This is a genomic window from Bacillus cereus group sp. BfR-BA-01381, from assembly GCF_022663555.1.
GTDB classification, from domain to species: Bacteria; Bacillota; Bacilli; order Bacillales; family Bacillaceae_G; genus Bacillus_A; species Bacillus_A pacificus.
The window spans coordinates 21594-33860 of the sequence record NZ_JAKUFR010000023.1; the positions used below are offsets into that span (position 1 = coordinate 21594).

Here is a 12267-nt window from a genome sequence, read left to right on the forward strand (position 1 = left end):
TTTGTTCAAAATAAGAAAGAATAAAAAGGAGGGTAAAGAAATGGTGAAACAACAAAATAAACAAAACGTACAAGATGCACAGCAACAAGCGTATACTTCTGATACGAATGCTACATCTCAATCAGTGATTGAGGAACAAATTAGTGATACAGTTGCAGAAGGAACAATTGATGTGAAGCTTGGAAAACAATCGCAAGAAAAAGCGTAAAAAGAGGGGAGACTTGTATCTCCTCTTTTTTTATGGAAAAGTGTCGATTTTCAAAACTATAATCAAATTCCTTGGTTTTTATATGTGGATTTCTTACAATGAAAGATAAGAGCTATCCTATTTTGTATAGAAGAGGTGTTAGTATAGTGGCAAAAATATTAGTAGCAGGAAAAATTCCCGAAATCGGATTAGAACTATTAAAAGATCATGATGTAGAAATGTATGATAAAGAGGAGTTAATTTCTTTAGATGAATTAACAGAACGTGTAAAAGATAAAGACGCATTGTTAAGCTTACTTTCTACAAAGGTGACAAAAGAAGTGATTGATGCGGCACCTAATTTAAAGATTGTTGCAAACTACGGTGCTGGTTACGATAATATTGATTACTCATATGCCGGAGAAAAAGGGATTGCGGTAACGAATACACCGAAAGTATCAACGGAAGCGACAGCGGAATTAACATTTGCACTTCTTTTAGCAGCTGCACGTAGAATTCCTGAAGGTGATACGCTATGCCGTACAACTGGATTTAACGGATGGGCTCCATTATTTTTCTTAGGCCGCGAAGTACATGGTAAGACAATTGGAATTATCGGCCTTGGAGAAATCGGAAAGGCAGTTGCAAAGCGTGCAAAAGCGTTTGGAATGAATGTTTTATATACAGGACCAAATCGAAAGCCTGAGGCTGAAAGTGAACTAGAAGCAACATATGTAACATTGGAAGGATTATTACAAACAGCAGACTTTATTACAATTAACTGTGCGTATAATCCGAAATTGCATCATATGATTGATGAGGAACAGTTCAAAATGATGAAGAAAACAGCGTATATTATAAATGCTTCACGTGGACCAATTATGCATGAAGCGGCACTTGCTCATGCTTTAAAAACGAATGAAATTGAAGGGGCAGCTCTTGACGTGTTTGAATTTGAGCCGAAAATTACTGAAGAGCTAAAAGGATTAAAGAATGTGGTACTTGCTCCTCACGTAGGAAATGCAACATTCGAAACGCGTGATGCGATGGCCGAAACGGCGGTAAGAAATATTTTAGCTGTATTAAATGGCGAAGAACCTGTAACACCTGTCAATCAAAAAGTATTCGTTACAAAATAAAAAGAAACCTTCCGGAATCGGAAGGTTTCTTTATTTTTCTTTATTTGCTCTTTTTGATGGTCTTTGTCTAAGGAATTGAGATAGCATGTACAAAATATATAGTGGAATAGCAATGAATAAGAAAACAGAAAAATTACCGAACCCTGTTTGGTACATTGTAATAATGATTCCCACTAAAAATAGTGTAATAATGATGCTATATCGTGGAATTGGTACATCTTTTAAACTTGGGATACGAATGCGGCTTACCATTAAAAATGCGAACGTTACAAATACTGTAATAAGAACGATTTTTGGAATAGTATGTGAAAATAATGTTAAGAAAGCAACAAGCCCTCCCGCTGCTGTAATCGGTACCCCAGTGAAATATTTCATTGAAGTAGAAGATGGTGTTACATTAAATCGTGCTAAACGATATGCTCCGAAAAGAGGGAATAGCCCCGCTATGTATAGTCCGATGATTCCATAATTAGAGAAAGATGTGTAATACATGAGAACAGCAGGTGCTGCACCAAATGTTACGACATCTGCAAGCGAGTCAAGCTCTTTTCCCATTTGTGAATCAACGCGTAATAAACGAGCAACACGCCCATCAAGACTATCTAACATCATCCCGATAAGTACTAAAATAGCAGCTGATTTATAATATCCTAAAGATGCATAGCCGATTGACAAGAATCCACTATATAAATTTCCGAGCGTAAATAAGTTTGGAATAGCTGCTCTATACAAAATCTGATCCCTTGCTTTCTGTAATAAATTCTTAATTAGTGTATGAAAGTTTACTTATTTTATCATACCATAAATTTCTTCCTCATACGAAAGAAATTCCCAATTTGTGAAAGATTTCATAGAAGAATGATTTGAAAAATAAGTGAAAAAAGAAGCAACTTTTATAAAGTTGCTTCGTGTATTATTCAAAGTTCGTTGTCATAGTTCCAGTTTTATACCGATTGTTAGGATCGAAACGTAACAAATCTCCATAAATGAGTTTGTCGGAAAGTTTCAATTCTGTTTTTGCTTTTTCAATATTCGGTTGACATAATGAGATGTCTGCTTCTTCACCTGTGTTTCGTTTATAGCACATGTTTTTTGTATACACATAATCTTCCGAAACGAAGCTACCATCACGCATTACCATAAGAGGGTCTTTTTCTTTAATAAATAGGTCAGTTCCAAATTCAACTGATTGATTTGTTTTAATACCAAGTAAATGAAGTAGCGTTGGTTTAATATCAATTTGACCAGACACTTTAGAAATGACTTTTCCTTCTTGACCAGGCACGTGAATGATGAGAGGGACGCGTTGTAATTGCATAGAATCAAACGGTGTAATAGCGTCTTTCCCAAGGAACTGAGCCATAGCTGCGTTATGGTTTTCAGAAATACCGTAATGATCTCCATAAATGACAATAACGGAATTATCATACAGTCCTTCTTCTTTTAATTGTTTAATAAATTGTTTAAGAGCTTCATCTGTGTAACGAACAGTTGGGAAGTAACGGTTTACAACACCACTTTCTGAATTAAACTCATCAACATATTGATCTTCTGGATTTAGAAGAAATGGAAAATGGTTTGTTAAAGTAATGAATTTTGTATAGAATGGCTGTGGTAAAGATTTTAGCTTTGGAATAGATTGTTCAAAGAACTCTTTATCTTTTAACCCCCAACCGACAGACATTTGTTCTGTGCCTACGTAATCATTTAAATTAAAGTAACGATCATATCCAAGTGCAGGATACATTACATCACGATTCCAAAACGTTTTATCGTTTGAATGGAAGACAGCAGAAGAATATCCGTATTTCTTTAATTGTTCTGGTGTAGCTGTATATTCATTTGTTGCATGAGTAAAGAATACAGAACCGCGGTCTAACGGATAAAGTGAATTTTCAACGATAAATTCAGCATCAGAAGTTTTACCTTGCCCTGTTTGATGATAGAAGTTATCGAAATAAAAGCTATCTTTAATAAATTCATTTAAAAATGGAGTAATTTCTTTTCCATTTATTTTTTTATTAATAACAAAACTTTGTGTAGATTCCATTGAAATTAAAATAACATTTTTGCCTTTTGCAGCTCCAAATAAATTTTTGTCAACTTGTTTATCTTTTGAATCTGTATAGTTTTTAATTTCAGAGAACCCGTCCCCACTTGCAAATACACGTTCAGCTGAAGATTTAGATTGAAGTGTAATATCAAATAGATGATATGTGTATAAACCTAAATTTTTCACGACAGTTTGACGGTCAAACGAGCGTGAGAACATTTGTGGTTTATAAATAACGGAAACAACAATTTGTAGTGCTAATAGAGCAGTTACACCGCTAAAGAAAGTTCTCTTCTCAGAGCGAGAAAGCGGCGTCTTGTCGCAAAATGATGGGAATTTACGCGAAAGAAACATTAAGATGATCGCATCTGCGAATAACAGTAATGTTTTATACGTAAAGAGTTCTTTTATACTCGTCCCTAAATCAGCCATATTATTTGTTTGAAATAATACTGGGAACGTAACGAAATCGTTATAAAACCCATAAAACATTGCATTTCCAAATAAAATGAATGACAGTATAAAACTAATTCCAACTATAATGCGATTTCGGTGTTTAGATGCAAATAAAGCAAAACCGAAAAATAAAAGTAACGCAGCTAGTGGATTAATAAAAAGCATAAATTCTTCAAAGAAATTATCAATTTTAATATCAAACGCTAGCTTGTACACAATATATGTTTTTATCCATAATAAAACGACTGCAACGAGTGCGAATCGCAGTTTTGGAAACAGACGTTGTAGCATAATATACTCCTCTCCTAAAAAGCATGACGGTTCTTGTGGGCCGATTTGATTAGCGCCTCATTTTATATATACGAACAGTCCTTTATTATTATGTTTATTATACTATGAGTATCATTATACGAAAATAAAAGAGAGTTGTGGACTTTTTTATAATAATTGAGTAGAAAAAGGGCAGTAGGAGACAATAAAATGGAGTTTCTATGTATGATTATTATCGTGCGCGGAAAGAATCGTGTAACAATACGGAGGTTATAATGCGAAAATTATTATATTTTATAGTATGCAGTAGTGTTATACTTTTTGCTTCACCAAGTGTGTCGGTAGCTCAATATGATGCACCTCTTATGGAAGATGCCCTTTATTCTGTCCTATTTCCGAAAATAAATAAAGCAATTGAAAAACAATATGGGAGCTTGAAGCCTTATCAATGTCCGAAAATTATTAGTTTAAAAAAAGTGTATAGCGGTACATATTTATTTCAAGCAGTTATTGAAGTAACGAAGTATGAACGTGTTGCAGGGAAAATTGCGCCACCATTTGAGAAGGTAACGATTACATTTAATAACGAAGAAGGCGAATGGGAAGTGACAAAGGTTTCAGTAAAGCGCTTACCAAACGATACGAAACTAAACTGTAAAAAAGCAATATAAAAAATTGTTTGACAAATAAAATGGTCCTTTGGTATTGTTAATAGCAACAATTAGATGTTTGAAAATTAAATAGACTTACCTCATCTACTCTCAAAGGTAGAGGCCGCGATAGGAAAGAGTAAGCTATGGGAGATTTAATGGAATCTGTGATCATAGGTTGAAAGGGACTATTGCCGAAATATAAGAATAACCATCTTATTCATATATTGGGACTGCATTGAATAAATGTAGTACTGTCATAAGATTTATTTTATGGAGAGCTATTTGGAGATGTTGATGCGGTTTCTTATTTTGAGGAGATAACAACTCGTTTATTTTTTCAATATATATTTTTCCTAATAAGAAACGCGTGTGAACATTGTTCCGCGCGTTTTTTGTCTATCTAAAAGCGTGCTGCAATGAATAGAAGATTGGGGTTATGAGTTTTAGAGGAAATAAGGGAGGAATTCAAATGTATTTACACGGCACAAGCCGAATCAATGGGCAAGGACACTTAGAAATTGGAGGGTGCGATACGACGCAGCTAGCAAAACAATACGGAACACCACTTTATGTATACGATGAAGAGTCAATTCGAGGAAAGTGCCGCGCGTTTCATCGTGCTTTTAAAGAAAGTGGGTTCTCTTATCAAGTAGCATATGCAAGCAAGGCGTTCTTGTGCATGGAGATGTGCCGAGTAGCTCGTGAAGAGAATATGTCATTAGATGTTGTTTCTGGAGGAGAATTATATACTGCACTACAAGCAGGATTTCCGGCATCGCGCATTCATTTTCATGGCAATAACAAAACAGATGAAGAAATTGTGATGGCTCTTCAGGCGAATATTGGTTGTTTTGTCGTAGATAACTTCTTAGAATTAGAAATTTTGCATGATTTAGCAGTGCAACATGGGAAATTTGTGAACATATTAATTCGTGTAACGCCCGGAGTAGAGGCGCACACACATGAATATATTACAACAGGTCAAGATGATTCAAAATTTGGATTTGGCGTGTCAAATGGTCAAGCGATGCAAGCAATTGAGCTTGCTTTACAAAAATCAAATTATAACGTGTTAGGAATTCATTCACATATCGGATCACAAATATTTGAAACAGCCGGCTTTGTACGAGCGATTGAAGTTCTTCATCAATTTTTAGAAAAAGTGAGAGAGCGAACAAATTATGTAGTAAAAGTGCTAAATGTAGGGGGAGGATTCGGAATACGCTACACAGAGTCCGATACACCATTAACTCTTGAGACGTATGTGCGAGCTGTAACAAGTGCGGTGAGAGAACAATTTACGTTATGTAATTATCCATTGCCAGAAATATGGGTTGAACCAGGCCGTAGTATTGTAGGTGATGCCGGAACGACACTTTATACAGTCGGATCTGTGAAAGACATTCCTGGTATTCGGAAATATGTATCAGTGGATGGTGGGATGACTGATAACTTAAGACCTGCTTTATATAACGCTCGTTATGAAGCGATGTTAGCGAATCGAGGGAATGATGAGAACGAGGAAGTTGTTTCGATTGCAGGGAAATGCTGCGAGAGTGGAGATATGTTAATTTGGGATATTAATCTACCGAAAGTTGCTTCTGCGGATTTACTAGCAATTTCTTGTACAGGGGCATACGGGTACTCGATGGCGAATAATTATAATCGGATTCGTAGACCAGCTGTCGTTTTCGCGAAAGGTGGTACATCACAAATTGTTGTAGAGCGCGAAACATATGAAAATATTATTGGGAACGATCGCATACGTATAAAAGAACTTGTTTAAATGAGGAAAAAGGAGTTGTTCGGATGGGCAATTCCTTTTTTATAAAATAAAATAATTAAAATATATCGGAAAACTAGGATTGAAAAAAATCAGAATTGTGATAAAATACAAATACAAAGCTTATCAAGAGAAGCGGAGGGAACTGGCCCGGCGAAGCTCGGCAACCTGCTTATAGAAAGCAAGGTGCTAAATCCAGCAAAATGGAATCCATTTTGAAAGATAAGGTAAAATATATTACCGAACAGTCTTTTCGAAATGGGAAAGATTTTTTTTATGAATAAAAAGGGGGGCTGTTCGCGTGAGCGTACGGGAACATTTTGAGGAAGTATCTGAGAAAATTGAAGCGATGCTTGCTGATATGAAATATGGTTCAATTACAATTGTTGTGCAAGATGGAAAAGTCATTCAACTAGAGAAAAGTGAAAAAGTACGTTTAAAGTAAAAAGCGCTGACTAGAAAAACTAGAGGCGGTTTTAACCTATTTCATTAGGTTAAAACCGTCTTTTTGCTTTTACAGGGGGAAAAAACATGTTGACGTATGAAACGTGGGAAGAAAATGATGTTTCATTTTCAGAAGAAGATGAAACGAAAGGCGCGTTATCTGTATTAAGTTGGGCTTATAAAGAATATAAAAGTGAAATTGTATACGCATGTAGCTTCGGAGTGGAAGGGATGGTACTGCTGCACCTTATTAACCAAGTAAATCCATCTGCTAAAGTTGTATTTTTAGATACTAACGTACATTTTCAAGAAACGTATGAATTAATTCAAAAAGTGCGGGAACGATTTCCTTCATTAAATATTATAGAAAAACAGCCAGAACTTACACTTGATGAACAAGCCGGATTGCATGGTGACAAGCTATGGGAAAGCAATCCTAATCTCTGTTGTAAGATTAGAAAAATTTTGCCTTTAGAAGAATCATTAGCGAATGAAAAAGCGTGGATATCGGGACTGAGGAGGGAACAATCAGAAACCCGTAAGCATACAAAGTTTATAAATCAAGATCATCGCTTTCGATCTATTAAAGTTTGTCCGCTCATTCATTGGACGTGGAAAGAGGTATGGCGATATGTATACAAACATAGTTTGCCGTATAACCCATTACATGACATTGGATATCCAAGTATTGGGTGTGAGAAATGTACGTTACCTGTAGGAGAGGGTGGCGATTCGAGAGATGGTAGATGGGCCGGGAAAGTAAAAACTGAGTGTGGTCTTCATTACCAATAAGGTGAATTTGAAAATAAAGCTAAGAGAGGGTATAGAAAATGAGTACAAGAAACGAGTTAATAAATCGAATAGACGAGACATACGATGTATCACAAATTGAAAAAGAAATTGGGCTAGATAACATTGCGTTAAGTGATTTAGAACTATTAGCGACAGGGGGATATAGCCCGCTTACTGGTTTTTTAGGAAAGAAAGATTATGATTCGGTTGTAGAAACGCTTCGTTTAGGTAATGGAAGTGTTTGGAGTATACCCATTACATTACCAGTAACAGAAGAGGTAGCAGAGACGCTAAAAGTTGGAGAGGAAGTAAAACTTGTTAACGGTGAAAATGTATATGGTGTCATTCAAATAGAAGATATTTTTGTGCCTGATAAGGAAAAAGAAGCGTTACTAGTGTATAAAACGACGGATGAGACTCATCCTGGAGTGAAAAAATTATACGAAAGACCGAACGTTTACGTCGGAGGAGCTATTGTTCTGACGAAACGTTTTGAAAATAATCCGTTTCCTTCTTATCATTTAGATCCAATTGAAACGAGAGAGGAATTTAAAAAACGTGGTTGGAAAACAGTAGTTGGATTCCAGACGAGAAATCCGGTACATCGTGCTCATGAATATATTCAAAAATCTGCTCTTGAAATTGTAGATGGTCTCTTTTTAAATCCGCTCGTTGGGGAAACGAAGTCGGACGATATTCCTGCTGATGTAAGAATGGAAAGTTATGAAGTATTACTTCAAAACTATTATCCGAAAGATCGTGTCTTTTTAAGTGTATTTCCTGCAGCAATGCGTTACGCAGGACCGAGGGAAGCGATATTCCATGCATTAGTCAGAAAGAATTTTGGATGCACCCACTTTATTGTAGGGCGCGATCATGCAGGAGTAGGAGATTATTACGGTACTTATGAAGCGCAAGAGATTTTTACAAACTTTACAGTGGAAGAGTTAGGGATTACACCGTTATTTTTTGAGCATAGTTTTTACTGCACGAAATGTGAAGCGATGGCTTCAACGAAAACATGCCCGCATGGAAAAGAGGATCATGTCATCTTATCTGGTACGAAAGTAAGAGAACTATTAAGAAACGGTGAGGTTCCACCAAGTACATTTAGTCGTAAAGAGGTAGTAGAGGTACTAATTAAAGGATTGAAAAAAGAAGTAGTAACAGAATAGGGAGAGAATGAGATGGATACGAATATTACTTGGCATACAGCTTCTGTTTCAAAAGATGAGAGAAGAGTGAAGAATGGGCATCATAGTTTTGTCATTTGGTTTACTGGTTTATCAGCTTCGGGTAAATCTACAGTAGCGAACGCGGTTGCTCGTAAACTATTTGAAAAGAATATTGGAAACTATGTACTTGATGGAGATAATATACGTCACGGTTTAAATAAAGATTTAGGTTTCTCTGAAAGTGATCGTATGGAAAATATAAGACGAATTGGCGAAGTAGCGAAGCTATTTGTAGATCAAGGGACTGTTGTTCTTACAGCGTTTATTTCACCGTTTCGAGTAGACCGAAAACAAGTTAGAGATCTATTAGCTGCAGATGAATTTATAGAAGTGTTTGTAAAATGTCCAATTGAAGAGTGTGAGAAACGTGATCCGAAAGGACTTTATAAAAAAGCAAGAAAAGGTGATATTAAAGACTTTACAGGTATCGATTCACCGTATGAGGAACCAGAGAAAGCGGAATTAATTGTAGAAACGCACAAGTATTCTATTGAAGAATGTGCAGAACAAATCGTGAAGTACTTACAAGAGCGTAGTTTTATATAGGGGGATAAAAAATGAGTTATGAAAAAGTATGGGCTAACAATGAAAAATTAAATCAAACTGAGAAAAATAAATTAAAAAAAGATGGATTGGAAATCTTTAATGATATTCCTTACTATGCAGAGAATGGCTTCGAATCTATTCCGAAAGAAGAGTGGGACGCATTCAAATGGGCAGGGTTGTATTTACAAAGACCGAAAGAAGCTGGTTATTTTATGATGCGTGTAAATATTCCTTCTGGCATTATTACGAATGCACAGGCAGAAGTGCTTGCTTCTATCGCTGAGGATTATGGGCGTGACGTAATAGATATTACGACAAGACAGGCAATTCAGTTTCATTGGTTAGAAATTCATCAAATTCCAGATATTTTTAAAAGATTAGCAAGGGTTGGGTTATCTTCAGCTGGGGCGTGTGGTGATATAACGCGTAATATTACGGGGAATCCACTTGCTGGTATTGATGCAAATGAACTATTTGATACAACTGGCATTGTAAAAGAGGTATATGATTATTTCCAACATAATGAAGAGTTTTCTAACTTACCGCGTAAATTTAAAATGTCTATTAGTTCTAACATTTATAATTCAGCAAACGCAGAGATTAACTGTGTTGCATTTACACCTGCAACGAAAGAAATAGATGGTGAGAAAAAAGTTGGTTTTCATATAAAAGTAGGCGGTGGGTTATCAGCCCGTCCGTATTTAGCTGATGAATTAGATGTATTCGTTTTACCAGAAGAAGTGAAGGCGGTAGCAATTGCGATTGCTACGATATTCCGTGATTTTGGATATCGTGAAAAACGTCATTTAGCTCGTTTGAAATTTCTTGTTGCAGACTGGGGAGCAGAGAAGTTTAAAGAGAAACTAATAGAATATACAGGACCATTACAAAGTAAAGGAGAAAGTGCTCTTAAAGGCTGGAATGCGGGATACTTTTATGGTGTCCAAGACCAAAAACAAGATGGACTAAAATATGTAGGTTTTAATGTGCCAGTAGGACGCCTACATGCAGAAGAAATGTTTGAGATTGCAAGAATTGCTAAACAATATGGAAATGGACAAATTCGTACATGTAATTCACAAAACTTCATTATTCCGAATGTTCCGCCAGAAAATGTAACTGGCTTGCTAAATGAGCCGTTGTTTGAAGCGATATCAGCAAATCCGAAATCGTTTATTGGTCACGCGGTTTCTTGTACTGGTATTGAATATTGCAATCTTGCATTAGTAGAAACGAAAGAAAGATTACGAAAAATTGCCGAATACTTAGATACACAAATTGCACTCGATGTTCCGGTTCGTATTCATATGGTAGGATGCCCGAATTCATGTGGTCAACGTCAAATTGCTGACATTGGATTACAAGGTGTAAAAATGAAAACGAAGGAAAAAGGAATTGTTGAAGCATTTGAAATATATGTAGGTGGAACGTTGTTAGATGGTGGTGCTTATAATCAAAAGTTAAAAGGAAAAATAGATGGCGAGGATCTACCTGATGTACTCGCATCATTTATAAGTTATTTCAAAGAAAATAAATTACCAGCTGAAACGTTTTATGATTTTGTAGGCCGTGTTGGTGTAGAGACATTACAAACAGTGTTAAATAACGTGTTAGAAGAAGTAATAGCGTCTTAGGAGGGGCAATATGGATTTATATCGATTTGAAGCGGTATTAGTGAATAGCATTGTTCCGATTGTTGTTGTTGCTGAAAGTGAAGAACAGGCATTTAAGATGGCGGAGATTGAGCTTGAAAAACATTTTTTACCGTTACCAGAAGTAAAGGAGATTGCTTTATTTGAAAAAAAGAAGATTCGAAAAAGCGCAGCCTTTGTTATTCATGAGTAAGGAACATTGAAATATGAAGAAATGAAAACTTCCATTCCTATATAAGGATGGAAGTTTCACTTTAATAGTAGAAATGAGGAGAGATGATGGGAAAAGTATATATCGTTGGAGCGGGCCCTGGTGATCCAGATTTAATTACTGTAAAAGGATTGAAATGCATTGAGAAAGCAGATGTTATTTTATACGACCGTCTCGTGAATAAAGAATTGCTTTCTTATGCAAAGCCTGAAGCGGATTTAATTTATTGCGGAAAACTACCAAATTATCACACGATGAAGCAAGAGACAATTAACACGTTTCTTATTAAATATGCGAAAAAAGGAAAAGTTGTAACGAGGCTAAAAGGTGGGGATCCATTTGTATTTGGTAGAGGAGGAGAAGAAGCTGAAGCGTTAGCAAAGCAAGGTGTACCGTTTGAAATCGTTCCTGGTATTTCAGCTGGAATAGCTGCTCCTGCTTATGCTGGTATTCCAGTGACACATCGTGATGCAAGTGCAAGTTTTGCTATTGTGACAGGGCATAGAAAAGAAGATGCTGAAGAGGAAGTGAAGTGGGAAAATTTAGCGAAAGGTGTAGAGACGTTAGCTGTATATATGGGGGTTAGCAATTTACCCTACATATGTGAGCAACTGATAAAGCATGGAAAAGATAAAAGTACGCCTGCTGCTATTATTGAGCGGGGAACGACATCTATGCAGCGCACAGTTGTTGGGACGTTAGGAACAATTGTAGATGTTGCGAAAAAAGAACAAATTCAAAATCCGAGCATGATTGTAATTGGAGAAGTCGTCCGTTTTAGAGAAAAAATCCATTGGTTTGAGAAACAGACAGAAAGTACGTATCAAGTAAGTGGAGTGTTATAAA

At 36.1% G+C, this 12267-nt stretch carries 13 protein-coding genes and 2 riboswitches; of the genes, 11 read left to right on the forward strand and 2 right to left on the reverse strand.

Going from position 1 to position 12267, the window contains the following annotated elements:
- The first annotated feature begins 40 nt into the window (after positions 1-40).
- Positions 41-208: a DUF4025 domain-containing protein gene (locus tag MR079_RS10390; RefSeq protein ID WP_000240694.1), complete on the forward strand. Its 168-nt coding sequence runs from the start codon at positions 41-43 to the stop codon at positions 206-208.
- 146 nt (positions 209-354) lie between these two features.
- Positions 355-1326 (forward strand): 2-hydroxyacid dehydrogenase family protein, encoded by a 972-nt coding sequence (locus MR079_RS10395; RefSeq protein WP_240795831.1) that lies wholly within the window; start codon positions 355-357, stop codon positions 1324-1326.
- 30 nt (positions 1327-1356) lie between these two features.
- Here MR079_RS10395 and pssA read toward each other — a convergent pair whose 3' ends face one another.
- Positions 1357-2058 carry a CDP-diacylglycerol--serine O-phosphatidyltransferase gene (gene pssA / locus MR079_RS10400; protein ID WP_000285422.1) on the reverse strand — a complete coding sequence of 234 codons (702 nt, stop codon included), beginning with the start codon at positions 2056-2058 and terminating at the stop codon, positions 1357-1359.
- 181 nt (positions 2059-2239) lie between these two features.
- On the reverse strand, positions 2240-4126 hold the full coding sequence (locus tag MR079_RS10405; protein ID WP_139869711.1) for an LTA synthase family protein: 1887 nt from the start codon (positions 4124-4126) through the stop codon (positions 2240-2242).
- A gap of 200 nt (positions 4127-4326) precedes the next feature.
- Here MR079_RS10405 and MR079_RS10410 point away from each other — a divergent pair, with 200 nt between their 5' ends.
- From MR079_RS10410 to cobA, 9 genes are all read left to right on the forward strand, one after another.
- Complete coding sequence (locus MR079_RS10410) at positions 4327-4776, forward strand: DUF3888 domain-containing protein (RefSeq protein ID WP_061183989.1); 450 nt, start codon at positions 4327-4329, stop codon at positions 4774-4776.
- Positions 4777-4865: 89 nt separating this feature from the next.
- Positions 4866-5047, forward strand: a riboswitch (Lysine riboswitch).
- A gap of 180 nt (positions 5048-5227) precedes the next feature.
- Positions 5228-6544: a diaminopimelate decarboxylase gene (gene lysA, locus MR079_RS10415; RefSeq protein ID WP_139869710.1), complete on the forward strand. Its 1317-nt coding sequence runs from the start codon at positions 5228-5230 to the stop codon at positions 6542-6544.
- A 117-nt stretch (positions 6545-6661) separates the two neighbouring features.
- A riboswitch (SAM riboswitch) is annotated at positions 6662-6770 on the forward strand.
- Positions 6771-6842: 72 nt separating this feature from the next.
- Entirely contained in the window at positions 6843-6986 is a 144-nt protein-coding gene (locus MR079_RS10420) for a YezD family protein (RefSeq protein ID WP_000116161.1), read from the forward strand.
- A gap of 86 nt (positions 6987-7072) precedes the next feature.
- Positions 7073-7777 (forward strand): phosphoadenylyl-sulfate reductase, encoded by a 705-nt coding sequence (gene cysH / locus MR079_RS10425; protein ID WP_139869709.1) that lies wholly within the window; start codon positions 7073-7075, stop codon positions 7775-7777.
- 38 nt (positions 7778-7815) lie between these two features.
- Positions 7816-8952 (forward strand): sulfate adenylyltransferase, encoded by a 1137-nt coding sequence (gene sat / locus MR079_RS10430; protein WP_242293977.1) that lies wholly within the window; start codon positions 7816-7818, stop codon positions 8950-8952.
- Between the two features lie 12 nt (positions 8953-8964).
- Positions 8965-9558 (forward strand): adenylyl-sulfate kinase, encoded by a 594-nt coding sequence (cysC, locus tag MR079_RS10435; protein WP_139869707.1) that lies wholly within the window; start codon positions 8965-8967, stop codon positions 9556-9558.
- A gap of 11 nt (positions 9559-9569) precedes the next feature.
- The gene (locus MR079_RS10440; protein ID WP_242293978.1) at positions 9570-11192 is read left to right on the forward strand and encodes a nitrite/sulfite reductase; all 1623 of its coding nucleotides are present in this window, start codon (positions 9570-9572) and stop codon (positions 11190-11192) included.
- Between the two features lie 10 nt (positions 11193-11202).
- A complete protein-coding gene (locus tag MR079_RS10445; protein WP_000366912.1) occupies positions 11203-11403 on the forward strand; it encodes a DUF3906 family protein in 201 nt (66 codons plus the stop codon).
- 86 nt (positions 11404-11489) lie between these two features.
- Positions 11490-12266, forward strand: a complete 777-nt coding sequence (gene cobA, locus MR079_RS10450) for a uroporphyrinogen-III C-methyltransferase (RefSeq protein WP_000521273.1) — start codon at positions 11490-11492, stop codon at positions 12264-12266.
- Position 12267 lies beyond the last annotated feature (1 nt).